Origin of the sequence: Dielma fastidiosa (assembly GCF_003475485.1) — a bacterium.
Lineage (GTDB): Bacteria > Bacillota_I > Bacilli_A > Erysipelotrichales > Erysipelotrichaceae > Dielma > Dielma fastidiosa.
Genome location: NZ_QRQL01000001.1, coordinates 1 through 16,767, shown reverse-complemented (window position 1 = coordinate 16,767; position 16,767 = coordinate 1). Strand labels below are relative to the sequence as shown.

19 protein-coding genes and 1 other annotated feature are annotated in these 16,767 nt (G+C 42.7%); all 19 genes read right to left on the bottom strand.

The window, feature by feature from the left end:
- A complete protein-coding gene (locus tag DWZ33_RS00090; RefSeq protein WP_118453353.1) occupies nucleotides 1–1,680 on the bottom strand; it encodes an oligosaccharide flippase family protein in 1,680 nt (559 codons plus the stop codon).
- Between the two features lies 1 nt (nucleotide 1,681).
- On the bottom strand, nucleotides 1,682–2,362 hold the full coding sequence (locus DWZ33_RS00085) for a hypothetical protein (RefSeq protein ID WP_022939708.1): 681 nt from the start codon (nucleotides 2,360–2,362) through the stop codon (nucleotides 1,682–1,684).
- Nucleotides 2,363–2,453: 91 nt separating this feature from the next.
- The gene (locus DWZ33_RS00080; protein ID WP_022939709.1) at nucleotides 2,454–2,609 is read right to left on the bottom strand and encodes a DUF1540 domain-containing protein; all 156 of its coding nucleotides are present in this window, start codon (nucleotides 2,607–2,609) and stop codon (nucleotides 2,454–2,456) included.
- Between the two features lie 42 nt (nucleotides 2,610–2,651).
- Complete coding sequence (locus DWZ33_RS00075; RefSeq protein WP_022939710.1) at nucleotides 2,652–2,822, bottom strand: sporulation protein Cse60; 171 nt, start codon at nucleotides 2,820–2,822, stop codon at nucleotides 2,652–2,654.
- Nucleotides 2,823–2,866: 44 nt separating this feature from the next.
- Nucleotides 2,867–3,721: a 4-hydroxy-tetrahydrodipicolinate synthase gene (dapA, locus tag DWZ33_RS00070; RefSeq protein ID WP_022939711.1), complete on the bottom strand. Its 855-nt coding sequence runs from the start codon at nucleotides 3,719–3,721 to the stop codon at nucleotides 2,867–2,869.
- Nucleotides 3,711–4,301, bottom strand: coding sequence for a dipicolinate synthase subunit B (locus DWZ33_RS00065; RefSeq protein ID WP_022939712.1), 591 nt, complete (start codon nucleotides 4,299–4,301; stop codon nucleotides 3,711–3,713). Before DWZ33_RS00065 ends, dapA begins: the two co-directional genes overlap by 11 nt.
- Nucleotides 4,291–5,061 (bottom strand): hypothetical protein, encoded by a 771-nt coding sequence (locus DWZ33_RS00060; RefSeq protein ID WP_022939713.1) that lies wholly within the window; start codon nucleotides 5,059–5,061, stop codon nucleotides 4,291–4,293. Before DWZ33_RS00060 ends, DWZ33_RS00065 begins: the two co-directional genes overlap by 11 nt.
- A gap of 138 nt (nucleotides 5,062–5,199) precedes the next feature.
- Nucleotides 5,200–5,694, bottom strand: coding sequence for a transcription elongation factor GreA (gene greA, locus DWZ33_RS00055; RefSeq protein WP_022939714.1), 495 nt, complete (start codon nucleotides 5,692–5,694; stop codon nucleotides 5,200–5,202).
- A gap of 23 nt (nucleotides 5,695–5,717) precedes the next feature.
- Nucleotides 5,718–6,350 carry a uridine kinase gene (gene udk, locus DWZ33_RS00050; RefSeq protein ID WP_022939715.1) on the bottom strand — a complete coding sequence of 211 codons (633 nt, stop codon included), beginning with the start codon at nucleotides 6,348–6,350 and terminating at the stop codon, nucleotides 5,718–5,720.
- Nucleotides 6,351–6,362: 12 nt separating this feature from the next.
- The gene (gene mltG / locus DWZ33_RS00045) at nucleotides 6,363–7,421 is read right to left on the bottom strand and encodes an endolytic transglycosylase MltG (protein ID WP_118453351.1); all 1,059 of its coding nucleotides are present in this window, start codon (nucleotides 7,419–7,421) and stop codon (nucleotides 6,363–6,365) included.
- Nucleotides 7,408–7,659, bottom strand: a complete 252-nt coding sequence (locus DWZ33_RS00040; RefSeq protein WP_022939717.1) for a DUF1292 domain-containing protein — start codon at nucleotides 7,657–7,659, stop codon at nucleotides 7,408–7,410. Before DWZ33_RS00040 ends, mltG begins: the two co-directional genes overlap by 14 nt.
- Before the next feature lie 37 nt (nucleotides 7,660–7,696).
- Nucleotides 7,697–8,113, bottom strand: coding sequence for a Holliday junction resolvase RuvX (gene ruvX / locus DWZ33_RS00035; RefSeq protein ID WP_022939718.1), 417 nt, complete (start codon nucleotides 8,111–8,113; stop codon nucleotides 7,697–7,699).
- The gene (locus DWZ33_RS00030; RefSeq protein ID WP_022939719.1) at nucleotides 8,110–8,373 is read right to left on the bottom strand and encodes an IreB family regulatory phosphoprotein; all 264 of its coding nucleotides are present in this window, start codon (nucleotides 8,371–8,373) and stop codon (nucleotides 8,110–8,112) included. Before DWZ33_RS00030 ends, ruvX begins: the two co-directional genes overlap by 4 nt.
- Before the next feature lie 45 nt (nucleotides 8,374–8,418).
- The gene (gene alaS / locus DWZ33_RS00025) at nucleotides 8,419–11,043 is read right to left on the bottom strand and encodes an alanine--tRNA ligase (protein ID WP_147352859.1); all 2,625 of its coding nucleotides are present in this window, start codon (nucleotides 11,041–11,043) and stop codon (nucleotides 8,419–8,421) included.
- Between the two features lie 45 nt (nucleotides 11,044–11,088).
- Nucleotides 11,089–11,278: a binding site (T-box leader), on the bottom strand.
- A gap of 40 nt (nucleotides 11,279–11,318) precedes the next feature.
- The gene (locus tag DWZ33_RS00020) at nucleotides 11,319–12,374 is read right to left on the bottom strand and encodes an AI-2E family transporter (RefSeq protein ID WP_118453349.1); all 1,056 of its coding nucleotides are present in this window, start codon (nucleotides 12,372–12,374) and stop codon (nucleotides 11,319–11,321) included.
- 23 nt (nucleotides 12,375–12,397) lie between these two features.
- Nucleotides 12,398–12,556 (bottom strand): hypothetical protein, encoded by a 159-nt coding sequence (locus DWZ33_RS17900; RefSeq protein WP_022939722.1) that lies wholly within the window; start codon nucleotides 12,554–12,556, stop codon nucleotides 12,398–12,400.
- 46 nt (nucleotides 12,557–12,602) lie between these two features.
- Complete coding sequence (gene recD2 / locus DWZ33_RS00015) at nucleotides 12,603–14,795, bottom strand: SF1B family DNA helicase RecD2 (RefSeq protein WP_118453347.1); 2,193 nt, start codon at nucleotides 14,793–14,795, stop codon at nucleotides 12,603–12,605.
- An 11-nt stretch (nucleotides 14,796–14,806) separates the two neighbouring features.
- Entirely contained in the window at nucleotides 14,807–15,526 is a 720-nt protein-coding gene (locus tag DWZ33_RS00010) for a CPBP family intramembrane glutamic endopeptidase (protein WP_118453345.1), read from the bottom strand.
- Nucleotides 15,516–16,670: a tRNA 2-thiouridine(34) synthase MnmA gene (mnmA, locus tag DWZ33_RS00005; RefSeq protein ID WP_026881070.1), complete on the bottom strand. Its 1,155-nt coding sequence runs from the start codon at nucleotides 16,668–16,670 to the stop codon at nucleotides 15,516–15,518. Before mnmA ends, DWZ33_RS00010 begins: the two co-directional genes overlap by 11 nt.
- Between the last annotated feature and the right edge of the window lie 97 nt (nucleotides 16,671–16,767).

Below are 16,767 nucleotides of genomic sequence, written 5' to 3'. Positions count from 1 at the left end.
CTACCCTCTTCGCACTAATCGTTTCATCATCTTATTAATATCAATCTTAAAAATTGTCTGCGGCAGCTGCAGGAATGCCGTAATTGCCAAATAAGCGCCGACACTCAGCAGTCCCTGAATACCCAATATGAGCACGCACAGCAGTCGGCCATGACCAACAGCATTAAAGCCGATAAAATTAAATACCAGACATAACAGCGCCATGCCGGCAACGCCAAGCATCATCAGCACCATCTTGCGGATCGTATATTTCCACTGCACCTTGTAATTGCGTTTCAGGAAATAAGCATCTAACAAGATAATCGTCAGCATTGAAAGCAGATTGGAAATTGAAGCCCCCTGCATACCAAAGAAATGAATGCACGGAATTTCAAAAACCAGCTTTACAGCCGCGCCGATAATCAAATTGATAAAGTTCTGTTTACGCAGTCCTACCGCCATCAGCAAGGAAGTAAAAATGGGTGTCAGCGTACCAAAAAGCGCGTCAATCGTATGCCATTTCAGCAATACACCGCCTAATTCAAGCGAAGATGTAATCAGCATCACATTGCCGGCACCCGGATAAGTTACTAAGCTCTCGCCATAAAGCAGATACATAATCGGTCTTGAAAAGAACAAGAGACAAAATGAAAGCGGGATCGCCAGATATAATACTGAATCGACACAGTCATACACATGTCTGCGCAGTTCCTTCCACTTGCGGTCAATGACTGATACCGTAATATAAGGGATTATCGAAATCGAAAAACCCGGAGCAAGAATCTGCGGGATCGATGTTACCTTATTCACCTGTACCGAAATAATTGAACCAAAGATATAGTTGCAAAGATCAGCCGCAACCCCGGTTGCCTCTAATGCCTTCGTATAAAACAGCCAGTCAATCATATTATTTGAAAAGCCGACAATAGCGACTAAAAGATAAGGAATCGCGATACGCACTAATTCCTTAAACAGCAGCTTATGATCATCCACCGAATAAACTTCCTGCTCATTCGCAAGCCGTTTAATTTCCGGCATATTTTTTTTATCAAATATAAAGATATGCACCAACGCGCAGATGGCTGCTACGCTGGTCGAAAATACAGCAAAATATACCGCCCAGATGCGATCCTGTTTAAATACATAAACCGCTATTGCACCCGCCCCCAGCAAAAACATGACCCTTGAGAGCTGTTCCAATACCTGTGAAAAAGCATAGATTTCCATTTTCTTCAAGCCTTGGTAAAAGCCTCTGAAGGCACTTAAAACCGGCACAAAAAAGAGGGCAAAGGAAATCAGCACAATCACATTGCGGGTGATCTGCAGTGATTCCGGACTTGAATTAACACCCAAAACGATCGAGGCCAGCGGGGTCGCAAATAGAATTAAAAAAGACATGCCGATAAAGCCCAAAGCGACCATCAGCCCCTGCGCAATCCGCTTGATTACCAGCGTTGTACGATAATCACCAATGTTTGAATACTTGGCAACCAGTGTCGCGATGGCATAGGGGATACCGGCAATTGAGACATTGAGAATATACGAATAAATCTCATACGCAAAGCCGTAATACTGCATATTATCCGCGCCGGCAATCGCATTGAGCGGAATTACATAAAGCAGCCCCAGCAGCTTTGAAATAAAGATACCGGCTGAGCTGATCAGCCCGCCGATAATAATTGATTGCTTCTTATTTTTCATTCTAATAACTCTCGCCCTCTACCCATTCACCATATTCATTATAATAACCATCCTCATAATAGTCATCCTCTGAATAATCCTCGGTATCGTCGCCTTCACCATTCTCATCATTATTTTCATCATTTGCCGGCGTTTCATCCGTACCGACTTCATTGAGTACCTTACCCTCTGCAGGAGCCGCTACATCCGCCGCGTATTCCGCATCGAGATTAAAGAAGATACGTGTTTCATTCAAGCCTGAATAATCACGGTAGACGACAAAAACATTGAGTGTAAACTGCGGTACATCAGAAACCCCATTGCATGCCAAAGCCGCATAAAAACCACGCTGCGCATTGCTTTGAAAAGGAATCAGATTAAACTGCTCCTCATCAATGACACCAATTGAAGGAAATATATTCTCTGATCCAACCTTAGAAACATCGATAACCATCATTTCAACATTATACATTGCCTGTTTAGGATTACTGATTGTCACTTCATAAACATACTGTCCCTTGCTGTCCTTCGTAACTGAAAGATCATAATCAAAAGGAATCTCGCTGGAAACCGTAGAATTATTATTAATAATCGCTTCTACATAGCCGATATATTTAGTATTCGTATCGGAAGCCGCATTATTCGATTTAGCGCATCCGCCTATAAGACACAGACAGAATAAAAGGGTTATGATTTTATGCATAAACTCACCTCACAAATTAGTATAACATAAAATTAATTGAATTCATATTTAATAATAAAAAGGCCGGATCACTTTTGACCCAGCCTTTTCATTAACCTCTGCGCTTAAATGAATCGCATTCTGTCTGCTGACAGCAATCCGCTTTGCCGCATTGACAGCCAACGGTAATTTCATGAGCACAGCAGCACTGATGTTCATTAAAAATACAGTTATCAACCCGGCAGTTGATGTTTGTTTTCTTTTCCATGGTCATTTCCTCCCAAACTTAGTCTAGCCCTCACGGACAAAACTATTCGTAGAGAATCAGGGCAGAAAAACAAAAGATCTGTTCATCTTCACCCTCAAAAGCTGCGGTCGCAAAGCGGATATCCAAAATCTTGGGCTGCTTGCTTTCAATAAACTCGTTGATTGCATCACTGAGATCATCCTCATGCTGTTCATCAAAAACCTTTACCTTCATCTTATCACCCATTGAAGTTTAACATGAAGCCTTTAATTATTTTGTCATTTAAAGTAGGTATCCAGCTGAGCGCATGTCTTTTCAGAAATCGTACTCATGGGCAGCCGCAGAATATTTTTGCATAACCCCATCTTTGAATATAAATATTTAACACAGGAAGGATTGCTTTCAAGGAAAAACAAACGAGCGATCAGCTTAAAAAAGATGTCTTTGCCGGTGCAGTCTTCCCCCTGCTCATACGCCTCAAAAAAAGCAATTAATTCGGGGGTATACAAATGACCGATCACACTGACAACGCCGCTCATGCCGGCAATCATCCCTTCGAGCAGATAACCGTCCTCACCGCTGTAAACATTAAAATCATCGAGTTCCGCAAGGATTTCACTGACCATCTGAAGATTATGATCCGCTTGTTTTAGGGCAACGATATTCTTAAAATCTTTAGCCAGACGGATTACCGTCGCACTTTCCAGCGCCACTCCGCAGCGGCCCGGCACATTATAAAGCATGATATTTTTGCGCGCGTTTTCCGCTAAGACCGCAAAATGCTCATACAAGCCGTATTGTGACGGTTTATTATAATATGGAACCACAATGAGATAGCCGTCAAAGTCAAGCTGTTCACTTAATTTAATCAACCGGACTGAATCGCAGGTGGCATTGCTGCCGGCGCCAAACCATACCTCACAGCGCTTATTCACCTGATTAATGACAAATTCAAGGAAATCCAGCTTTTCATTTTCTGAAAGAGTTGGTGATTCCCCGGTCGTTCCGCATACCATCAATCCGCTGACACCCTCGCTGATCAGCTTTTCAATGATCCGTTCAGCACTTTCATAATCGATTGCATTGGCTTCCGTAAACGGGGTTATCATCGCCACATAACATTTACTTTTCATAAAACACCACCTGTCTGAGGATTGGCTGAAGCTGTCTGCCCATTAAGGCATCCTCGCATGTCTGCGCGATCAAAGACCAGTCTGCCACTAAGCTGTTAGGCTTTTTCATGGGATCATCCTGTGCAAACGGTACAAAATATATATTTTTCAGCGCCAGTAAACTAAAAATATTACGGCCTGAGATTCCTAATGCATCATTGGTTGCGATACCGCAGATGATTGGTTTCTGATTGCGCAGCATTGCCTTAGCCGCTAAGGCAACCGGACAGTCATAAGCACCGTTTACCAGCTTAGCAACACTGTTGGCACTCATCGGTGCGATTACCATACAATCAAAATATTTCCGCGGACCAACCTTCTCCGCTTCCACAATATCCTTGATCAATGGCTGATTCGTGATGTGTTCACAATCATTTTGAAAATCAATCGCGTTATAAAACCGCGTTGAACAAGCTGCCACATTCTTGGTTAAAACGACCTGTACTTCATTGTCTGCCGCCAAATCTCTCAGAACCTGAATGATCGCCTGATGATTACAAAATGAACCTGTAATACCAAATAATATCTTTCTATTCTCCATGCTCCATCTCCTTCATCACACATTCGGCAAGTATCCGGCCAGCGCTTTTTGAGGCGATCAAAGCCGGCAGCACACCAGCGTTAATCACATGACCGCCTTTTGAGGTTATACGGCTCTCCGGCATACGGTAGGCTGATACAATATTCAAAATCAACGGTGCTTTCGGCCAATGATTTACCAAATTCTCATCAACCCAATTAGTTAATGAGGTATTGATAACTATATCGCTGACCGGCAGCTGCTTCCATGTGCTCACCGACATAAAATCACTTGTTTCATGATCCACCTTTCGGCGAATGACCCGCACCTTTACATCCAATGCCTTCAGCAAATTGTAAATTTCTTTACCGCTGTGACCAAAGCCCAGCAAATCAACCTTACATTCACTCAATCCCACTGTTGTGTTATCCAGCAGCAAAAACAGCACACCTTCAGCCGTCAGCCGTGAATTAGCGCTGAGAAACAGATCATCATCGGATAAGTTCACACATTTAAAAGGCAGCTGATTGATTTCTTCATTCACCGTAGCCGTGAAGATGATGCAATCCTTACGGCAGTGATGCCAAAAATCATCCGGCAGATTCACCCATGCATTCTGCAGCTTAACCTGATTAGAACGTATACCGCTCATCGGCAGCAGCAAATAATCAAATATCGGTAAGGCATCATTGACATTATTAATTAAATAAGTCGATGTGGATGTACTTAAGTACCGCTGTGCTTCAAGCATCCGCTGATCAGAATTAAAAATTCCTATCACTTTATCATCCTTTCATGCCTATACTATGTAGAAAAAGAAAAAAGGCACAAGAAAATGCAAAATATCACTTTCTGTGCCAAACAAGAAAAAAAGCGTAATTCCAATTGGATCTACGCTTATCTATATGATTTTGTTTGATTATCCGATCAATTCCAAAATCTTAACATCATAAGGTTCTTCAACCTGATTCACCGTTACAACATCGCCGACCTTGCTGTCGATGATCGCTGCCGCAAGCGGGGTGATATTTGATAATTTACCCTGCAAAGGATCTGATTCTACTGAACCGACGATCGTATAAGTCTCTTCTTCATTGGATTCCAAATCCAAGATTTTTACTGTTGAACCCAGCTTTACCGTCTTGCTGTTTTTCTTCCGGCTGGCTGCCTCATCATCAATGATTTCAACATTTGCCAGCATTGCTTCCAAATCACGAATACGTGCTTCAACACGTGCCTGACGGTCACGAGCCGCATCATAGTCCGCATTTTCACTCAAGTCACCCTGTGCGCGCGCTTCCTGTAATTCACGGATTACATCCTGTCGAACTACATGAATTAAATTTTCCTGTTCCTGCAATAACTCATTATAACCTTCTTTGGTTACAAGTACCTTCTTATCTTCTGAAGCCATTTTATCACTCCTTAACTCGGCTATTATAGCATATTTTCCTGTATTATACTACTGATTTTTGTCGTCAGCAGATCGATTGCCACCTGATTGTGACCGCCCTCTGGAATTATGATATCCGCATATTTTCGGCTCGGTTCAATAAAAGTATTATGCATTACTTTTACGGTTGTCGTATACTGTTCAATCACTGAATCAATCGTTCTGCCGCGTTTTTTCACATCACGGATCAAACGCCGGATAAAGCGGATATCATCATCCGTATCCACAAAGATCCTGATATCACAAAGATCACGCAGCTGCTCATCCTCAAGAATAAACAAGCCCTCAATCACAATTACATCGCTTGGCTCTATATGTTCAGTCTCCTCACTGCGGGTATGAACAACAAAATCATAAACCGGCTTTTCAATAGCGACACCCGCCATCAGCTGTTTTAGCTGGGCTACAAATAAATCATTATCAAAAGCAAATGGATGATCGTAATTCGTTTTTACACGTTCCTCCATCGTCTTATTTTTCTGATCCTTATAGTAATCATCCTGACGGATAATAACTACTGAATTGGTATTTTCATATCTTTCCTTTAAGCGCCGGGAAATCGATGACTTCCCAGAAGCACTGCCGCCGGCAATACCGATAATTACTGATTTTTTCACTGCTGTCACCTCTTAGTAATTGAGATACTGTTCAATATTCGCTAGATGCTCTTCATAGGTAGTTGCATAATAAACTGTTTTATCACCATAAACATCGGCAATAAAATACATGTAATCGGAAGGTGTCGGATTCAATACCGCTTCAATGGCATCGATACCTGGATTACATACCGGTCCAATCGGCAGGCCATCGATCATATATGTATTATATGGACTTTCTACCTCATAATTCTGTTCACAGTCCAGCCAGCTGTCATACTCATAGAGGGCATAACAAACCGTCACGCTTGACTGCAGACGATAGCCGTCACGCAGACGGTTTTCAAAGATACCGGCAATCAGTTTCATATCATCCGGATGCCCCGATTCAAACTGCACGACCGATGCCAAGGTTACCAAGTCATGGAAGCTCATTTCACTGCCTTCCAGCTGACCCTTAAACATCTGATAATTGCGGTCAAACTCATCAAGGAAACGCATCGTCACATCGCGGGCATTAGTCTCGCGGTAAAAGAAATAGGTTTCCGGATAAAGGTATCCTTCCAGTGCTACTGTCAGCTCTGGATTTTTTATGCTTTCATCTAAAAATTCATACTTTGCGATCATCTCATCCAAAAAGGCTTCATCATTCCAAAGCGCCATCAGCTCCTCGGCGCTTACATTTGTATTCTCAGCCACTGTTTCAGCGATATCCTTAGCCCAATAGCCTTCAGGAATCGTGATTGATACCTGATTGCTCATCGCCGCATTTGGATCATTTAAGACCGTCAGTATTTCCTCAGGTGTCCATGATTTATCAAGTGTATAAGTACCCGCCTTAAAATCACTCAGGCCCTTCTGCTTCATCACCAGCTTCGCAACAAGTTCATTTTTAATGATATAGTTATCCTTTAGATTTTTAAGAATCTGATCCGCGTTTTCACCTTCACTGATCTCAAATTCAATAGGATTTTCTACATGACTTACCGGTTCAAGCCCTGAGCGGTAATACATGAAACCACCCAAGCCGACAAGGATTGCCAGTAATAGAACAAAGGCAAGAACAAGACCCTTTTTATTAAGCTTCTTCATCTTCGCCAAAAGCGCCAAGCACTTCTTCTACCATTGCCCATTCCTCATCCGTTTCAATCGGCAGCAGATTGCCCTCATCATCATAGCAGGAAGCGAAGACTTCACCGCTTTCATCCTTAGGGTCACAGAACACAACATACTTCTTTCCGCGGCCTTCATCATCAAAGGTAAAAAGAATCTCCATCTCTACTTCTTTGCCATTTTCATCAGTAATAAATAAACTGTTTGATTCCAACATACTTTTTCCTCCATTAATAAGAAAGGGCAATCAGCCCTTAACTTTTACTATCAAGATAACCTTGCAGAATCTGCACCGACGCCATTTGATCAATGACCTGCTTGCGCTTTTTACGCGATACATCTGCCGCAATCAAAATGCGTTCCGCCGCAACGGTGGTCAGCCGCTCATCCCATAATACGACTTTTAAGCCCTGAGCTTCAAGCTTTTCCTTAAAAGCAATTGAAACCTCACCGCGGATGCCTATATCGCCATTCATATGCTTTGGCAGTCCGAGAACTACCGTTTCAATCTGAAACTCATCGATATACTTCTGTAGCAATACCAGGCACTGATCATAATCATCATCCTGAAAACGCAGTGTTTCTACCGGCCGGGCAATCATCCCCATAACATCGCTGACACTTACCCCGCAGGTGCGGCTGCCAAGATCCAGTCCTAAGATCCGCTTCATTGCTTAAGATCTTCCAGATATGTACGCACCATCTCTTCGATGATCTCGTAACGCTCAACGCTCTGGATGATTGAGCGGGCATTATTATGACTGGAAATATATGCCGGATCATTAGAAATCAAATAACCGGCTAATTGATTGACAGAATTATAACCTCTTTCTTTTAATGCCTCATCGACGATTCTTAAAATATGACGAATGTTGTCACGTCTTAGATCATCGGATTTAAAGGCCATCGTTTCAGTAACATCTTTTTTCATAGGAGTACCTCCTTTTCATTTATTTTACCTTAATTTATATTAAAATTAAAGTCCTAAACCTAGTTTATTTTTAACATCTTTAAGTGCTTCATCAAGCTTCTCATCAGATTTGCCGCCCGCCTGAGCAAGATCCGGCCGGCCGCCGCCCTTACCATCGCAGATCAGCGCTGCCTGCTTAACCAGATTACCGCAGTGACAGCCAGCCTTAACCGCCTTCTGACTCGCACCGCTGACAAAGACAACCTTGCCATTATGACTGCCGCCGATAAAGACAACCCCGTCGATCTTATCACGCAAAGTCATTACCATATCCTTTAACGTATTGCCTTCAACATTATCAATGCGTTCAACTAACATAGCTGTGCCATTTACATCAACCGCATTCTTAGCAAGCTCGTCAGCCTTAAGGACAAGCATCGAAGCATTGAGCGCCGCATTTTCTTTCTTTACGGTATTTAATTCATCAAGCATCTGCGTGCTCTTTGCCACCACATTGCTTAAACCGTTCAGCTTCAGCATGCCGGCAATCTCCTTCAATTGATTTTCCAATGCGACAAAATCACGATAAGCAGCATAACCGCTCTTGGCTACGATACGGCGCACACCTGATCCGATACTCTCTTCAGATTCAATCTTAAAGACACCGATTTCCTGTGTGTTGTGAACATGACAGCCGCCGCAGAATTCTTTAGAAACATCACCCATGCTGACAACGCGGACAACATCGCCGTACTTTTCATCAAACAAGGCGGTTGCGCCTGTCTTGCGGGCTTCATCAATATTCATATTCTGAATCATTACCGGATTTTTCTGTGCGATATATTGATTGACTAAATCTTCAATCTGCTGGAGCTGTTCCTCACTCACCTTTTCAAAATGGGTGAAGTCAAAACGCAGATATTCATCGCTGACAAATGATCCGGCTTGTGCGATATGACTGCCTACAACAGCCTTCAAAGCGCTTTGCAGCAAGTGACAGGCAGAGTGATTGCTGGTGATAATCAAACGCTTTTCGGTATCAATCTGACCGGTAACGTCATCACCGCATTTAATCGTACCATTCACAAGCTTAACATGATGCAGATGCTGCTTATGCGGAGCCTTCTTCACATCACTAACCTTTGCCTTCATCGCGCCGTTCAGCAGCACACCGCTGTCTGCCACCTGTCCGCCGCTTTCCGCATAGAAACAAGTTTCTGATAAGATAACATCGCCTTCTTCATCAATCACATCCACTTGGTGACCGTCTACGAAGCAAGCAATGACCTTTGCATGACAAATTGTCTCTTCATAACCGATGAATTTGCTGGCCTCTGTAAAGTTCATTAAATCGGCTGACTGTGAGTTCATTGATTCCAGCGCTTCACGGCTGTTTCTAGCTCTTTCACGCTGTTTCTCCATTTCCTTGTCGAAGCCCTCTTTATCTACTTCAAAGCCTGACTCCTGAGCCATTTCAACAGTTAATTCAAATGGGAAACCATAAGTATCATAAAGCTTAAACGCTGTTTCCCCGCTGATTACCTTATCCTTTGTAGATGCGATTACTTCATTCATCAGACGCTCGCCATCAGCTAAAGTATCATGGAAACGTTCTTCCTCAGCCTTCACAAGCTTTTGAATATATTCGATCTTTTCACCGATATAAGGATAGTAATCCTTCATGATCTCATAAACAACCGGTACCAGCTGATACATAAAGGCACCTTCAATCTTCAGCTTTCTGCCGAATCTTACAGCCCGGCGAAGCACACGGCGAAGCACATAGCCGCGGCCTTCATTCGCAAACAGCGCGCCATCAGCCAATGCGAAAGTCACTGTACGGATGTGATCAGCAATAACACGGTATGCCATCTTATTCTCAGCATAAGGAATAGAAGTAAACTTTTCAGTCGCATGAATCAGCGGCAGGAAGAGATCGGTATCAAAGTTAGTTTCACCATCTTGTAAGATGCAGGCTAAACGCTCAAGCCCCATCCCGGTATCAATATTCTTCTGCGGTAATTCCTTATAGTCCTTGCGGTCAACGCCCTCTTTGCCGTCATACTGTGAGAAAACCACATTCCAGATTTCAATATAGCGGTCATTGTCCAAATCCTCAAAAAACAGCCGTTCACCGATATGCTCTGGATCATACGCTTCACCGCGGTCATAGAACATTTCCGTATTCGGACCGCACGGACCTTCACCAATCTGCCAGAAATTGTGTTCTGTCTTACAAATATGCGAAGGATCAACACCCATTTCATTCACCCAGATATTATAAGCTTCAGTATCATCAGGATGTACCGTCACATACATTCTTTCCTTTTCAAAACCGATATATTCAGGACTTGTTAAAAAAGTCCAAGCATAAGTGATCGCCTCACGCTTAAAATAATCACCAATTGAGAAATTGCCGAGCATTTCAAAGAATGTATGGTGACGAGCCGTTCTGCCGACATTTTCAATATCATTGGTACGGATTGATTTCTGCGCATTGGTAATCCGATTGTTGGCTGGTTTGATCGTGCCGTCAAAATATTTCTTTAAAGCGGCAACCCCTGAATTGATCCATAACAACGTAGGATCGTTATGCGGCACTAAAGACGCTCCCGGTTCAACCATATGACCGTTACTTTTAAAATAATCTAAAAACATTTGTCTAATTTCACTGCCAGTTAAATTTTTCATAAAATTTCCTCCTTTTAATTGAAGCATAAAAAAACGCTCCTGTCGTCCAGGAACGTAATAATTACGCGGTACCATCCTGATTCACAGCAAGGCTGTGCACTTAGTTATCCTTAATTAGCGTAAGGGTACGCGCAAAACTCCAACGCAGCCTTCAAACCTTCACCTCACAGGCTCACACCAACCGCCTGCTCTCTTCAGAAGTGTTAATTTTACTCCTCATTTTCATCATTTTGCCTTTGTAATTATAGCATATGAAATTTTATTCTTCAAGCATCTCACCAGAAAATATCTTCCCAGCCGCCGACATTCTGATGGGAAGCGGCATGCATATAACTGCGTACTGATATTTGCATAAAACTGGCTAAAATTGGTGAGAGAATTAAGCCGATAACACCTAACATCGCTTCCCCCAGCAGCAAGCCTAGAAACAGGTATAAGGGATGCACATCCATCGCTTTATGAAAGATCAGCGGCTGAATGAAATTGGCCTCTATCTGCTGAAGCACCCACACCACAGCAATACATAAAATCGGAAACTGCGTAAAATGCAGATAACCGGCTAAGGCAATCAATAAAATACCGATGGTTGCGCCGATATAAGGGAATAAATTTAACAAAGCCAACAAACCGGCATACAACAGACTATTGGGAAATTTAAACAAGACAAGAATCAGAAAAACACTGACAAAAATAAACAGCAGATCAATACAAGTACCGATAATATACTGTACAACCACATTGCTTCCCGTCTTATAAAAATTAAACCATCGCTGATGATCAACGACATATTTTTTAACCATATTCACCCCGGCATCAAAATCAATGCTGATAAAAAAAGCAATCATATAGCTGAGGGTAAAAATAGTAAAGCCAGACACGCCATCCATCACAAATTTCATGCCGATATCTGTTGAGTTGTTGATGAGTGAGCGTTTGAAATCATCATTAAAAACAAAATCCAGCTGATTAGCATTCAGCCAGGACGATAATTCGCCCAGCCAGCTTTCTAATGTTGATGAAATCGTTGACAGCTCATTAATCAAAACCGGCAGCAGCAACAGCAAAAAGCCAAGAAAAACAATCATACCGCCGCCGTAGACAATAAACACTGAGGTGCGGTTCGTGAAATACTTATTTAAGCTCATGATGATAGGCTGCAATGACAAAGCTAATATTAAACCATACAGCAAAGGCTTCAGCGCCAGGAGTAAGGTTATCAGCGGATCATAGAGACCTACTGCTTTTAAAATCAGCACTAGGATATATATGCTAAGACAAGCCGGCAGCCAGCGCATTAAGAGAACGCGCAGCTGATTTACTTTTTCTTTCATAGAAAAACCCCAACGAATGGGGTTTAGTCAAGATACTCTTGAACTGAATGAAGATTTCTCATCATCTGTTTTTTAGCGCGGCGGCCTTTATAGCAAAGCTCATCAATTTCGCTTTCCTTGCAATAACCAACCAAAACACCAATGCCAATACCGCAAAGCAGTGTCATAAGACTTTTATTCATAGTAATCACTCCTTATCACTTTTTAGTATGAGTGAGAGCAATGAATTTATCCAAAATATTCGCGGATTCTTAATTCTAAAGTCGTATTTCTGATTTTTCTTTCCTGCTGAAGAATCGCTTTTTCAAAAGCCTCCCGTTCCCCCAGCAAAACCAAACTTTTTTTGGCGCGGGTAACACCGGTATAGATTAAACGGCGCTGCAGCATGATATGGTGCTCATTTAAGATCGGCATAATCACGATTGGATATTCACTGCCCTGTGATTTATGAATTGAAACACAATAAGCATGCGTCAGCACATTAAAATTCTCTGGTGTATATTCGACAATGATACCGTCAAAATCAACAAAGATACGATTTTGATGATTAAAATCCTCTTCCGCAGGCACAATCTCCGCAATCCTGCCGATATCTCCGTTATAGACATCATCATCCGGCTGATTTTTCAGCTGTAAGACCTTATCGCCTTCCCGAAAGGTTCGAAAGCCTAAACGGATTTCCTTCTTATAAAGCGCCGGCGGGTTGCATAATTTCTGTAAGGCGAGATTTAAACCGTCGATTCCGGATACACCGCTGTACATCGGTGCCAGCACTTGAATATCCGTATCAGCATATCCCTTTTCAAAGGCATTGTTGACAATCTTTAAAATCTGATCCTTTACCTGATAATTACGGCATTCAAAAAACGCGACATCATGACCGCTGTCCAATACCGTACAGCAGCCGCGGCGGATTTCATGAGCCAGTTCAACAGCATCGCTGCCCTGACTCTGCCTGAAGATTTTTTCCAGCCGGCATACCTTAAAGCACTGGCTGGCAATCAGATCCTTCAGCACACAGCCGGGCCCCACCGAAGGCAGCTGGTCTTCATCACCGATCACAAGGATTTTCTTTACCTGCTTGCTGGCCAGCAATAAATTATAGAATAGCCATTGATCAACCATAGAAAATTCATCGATAATCAACAGATCCGCAGTAATCGGTTCCTCAGCATTAACTAAAAACGTATTGCTTTCAAGATCCCATTTCAATAAACGATGAATCGTTGTAGCCTGTACATCGCTGCATTCACTAAGCCGTTTAGCGGCTCGGCCGGTCGGTGCGCATAAAGCAATATTGTTGTAGGGGTAATAATTGCGGTACAGGGCAATAATACCTCTCACAATCGTTGTTTTACCAGTACCGGGTCCGCCTGTCAGGATGGAAAAGGATTCATTAAAAAAATCACGGATTGCTGCTTTCTGTTTTTCTTCATAAGTAATCGCAAAATCAGCTTCAACCTCTTTCAGACGCTCCTCAAGATCGTCCGTAATTGCTTCAATCTCATTCACATAAGGAAAACCTGATAAAAAAGAAGCAATCCCCTTCTCTGCATCATATTGTGTGCTGTGATAGATGCGGTTTTCTTCAATAATGATCATCCGGTCCATTTTCAGCTGTTCTACATACTCATCAATCTCTTCGGCAGTCAGCATCAAGCCTTCTTTGCGCAGACGCTTGGAAAAAGCAGTCATAAATTCATCATAGTTTAGAAAACTGTTGCCGCTGCTCATACAGGCATCCAACAGCACTGACAGCAGCAGTGCCTTTAAACGATACGGATGATGCTGTTCAAAGCCCAGACTGTAAGCAATTTTATCAGCGGTTTTAAAACCGATGCCGTCAATGTCTTCAATCATCTGATAGGGATTATTTTTGATGATAGCTGCGGCGTCAGCGCCATAAACCACTTCCAGCTTCATGATATTGCGGACACCTAAACCAAGCTTATTGAAAAATACAATGCTGTCATCAACCTCATCATTTTCATCAATGCCGTTAATGATTGATTGAATACGCTTGTCATTTTTCTTCTTAAACAAAGGAATCAGTACATCGGGATCTGCCTTAATTCGCTGAATGGCGTCATTACCCAATTCAGCGACAATCATTTCAGCAGTCTTGCGGCCAATGCCGGGAAACAGCGCGCTGGAAAAATAACGCACCAAAGAGTCCTCATCCTTAGGCATGACCTTTTCCATGCTTTGCGCAGCAAATTGTACGCCATATTTTTCATGTTCGATATAACTGCCCTTCAATGAAACAAGCACATCCATCTGCAAAGCAGCAAAGCAGCCAGTCACTATACAGTCTTTCTCATTTAATTCATGCAGACGAAAACGAGCTACCGTAAAGCCGTTATAATCGTTGCGATAGCGGATCGAAACAAATTTACCAACAATCTCAATAAGCTCTTCCATCTTCGCCCTCCTTATAAAAACATGGCTAAGGTGCCCAGCAGGTTAACCATAAAATGAAGCATGATACTCGGATAGATCGAATCATTCTGCTCATAGGCAATACATAATATGAAGCCGATACCGGCATATGTCAGCAAGTACCAGGCATCGGTAAAATTACCCGCCAGCAGCGATGAATAAATATGAATTGAGCCAAACATCAAGCCGCTGATCAGCATGGAACAGATAAAGTTCAGCTTTCCACGGCAGCAGCGAAAAAAGACACCGCGAAACAAGGTTTCCTCAACAATCGGTGCATAGATGACAGTGATAAAAGCCGTCAGCAGCGGAATGGCCTTCATTGACTGATCCAATCCCTCCTGATTTACACTGCTGGCCGTCCCTGACAACATTGAGGCAATCAAAGAGAAGCCGATATTTGCTAAATAAACGATGATACATAAAAAGAAGACATTTTTCAGCACTTTACTCAGCGGCGGCAATTTCTGCCAGCTTTCCTTAAACAGCGGAAAAGCTACGATGACTGAGAATAGGATCATCCAAATATAAAAAGCAAATAAGACCGCACTTGATGTCTGGATTGCCCAAGGATTAAGCCATAATGTAATACGGGCCGCCCATCGCGGATAAAAGTAAGCAAAGCCTACATAGTAATTAAGAATCAACAACAGACAGCGCAGCGGCGATAAAGGTGCCTTGTCCATCCTTGTGCCTGTCAGTTTAACGGCCATTGGCAAGTCTCTTTTCCAAACGGGATGCTAATGCTTCACCGTGATAGAACACTTCATCGATCACACCGCCGCCAAGACAGCACTCACCCTGATAGAAAACCGCTTCCTGACCGCATGTAACCGCCTTAACCGCAGGGTCACATTTCACAAATACCGTAGTGTCATCAATAAAACGAATCGTTACCTCATTATCTTTTTGACGATAACGGAATTTCGCACTGCATTGAAGCTCACCCTGCGGCTTATCCTTGGCAAACCAATTGACACCGCTAACCAAACAGCTGTCACTTAACAGCCATTCATTTTCATCACCATTGGCAACATAAAGAATATTCTTCTCAACATCCTTGCCTACGACAAAATAAGGACCGTGATCACCGCCGATTCCCATGCCGCGGCGCTGACCAATCGTATAGTATAGCACACCCTCATGGCTGCCAACCTGAGCTAAGCTATTTATATCGACAATAATTCCCGGTTTAGCAGGCAGATAATTCTGCAGGAATTGTTTGAAATTACGTTCACCAATAAAACAGATGCCGGTGGAATCTTTCTTTTTCGCAACCGCCAGCTCCCACTCATCAGCAATCCGCCGTACCTCAGGCTTTGCTAAATCACCAATAGGAAACAATGTCTTCGCAAGCGCATGAACCGGTACCTGACATAAGAAATAAGTCTGGTCTTTATTCTCATCACTTCCCCGCAATAACTTAGTTTCACCTTCATTGCTGACTCTGGCATAATGGCCGGTTGCCACTAAGTCAAAGCCTTGTTCCATCGCAAATTTAAAGAAAGCATCAAATTTTACATATTTATTACATAGAATATCTGGATTAGGCGTTCTGCCTTTTTTATATTCATCTAAGAATTGTGTAAAAACATTATCCCAGTATTCTTTCACAAAATCCACGCGTAAAAGCTCAAGACCTAACCGGTCTGCTACCCGTTTCGCATCCATATAATCCGCTTCCTGAGGACAAACGTCATCCTGAATCGTCGGATTTCCTAATATATCATTGTTTGCCAGTGCATCCCAGTTACGCATAAATGCACAAGTAACATCATAACCCTGTTCCTTTAGAATGACAGCCGCTACTGCCGAATCTACACCGCCGGATAAACCCAGCAATACTTTCTTACCCATTGTCATCACCTCGTATTATTATACATGAAATCAAACATAAAAAAAAGACCCAATGAAGGGTCGATCACCTGGCAGCTAGTTATCTTCACGGGAGCAA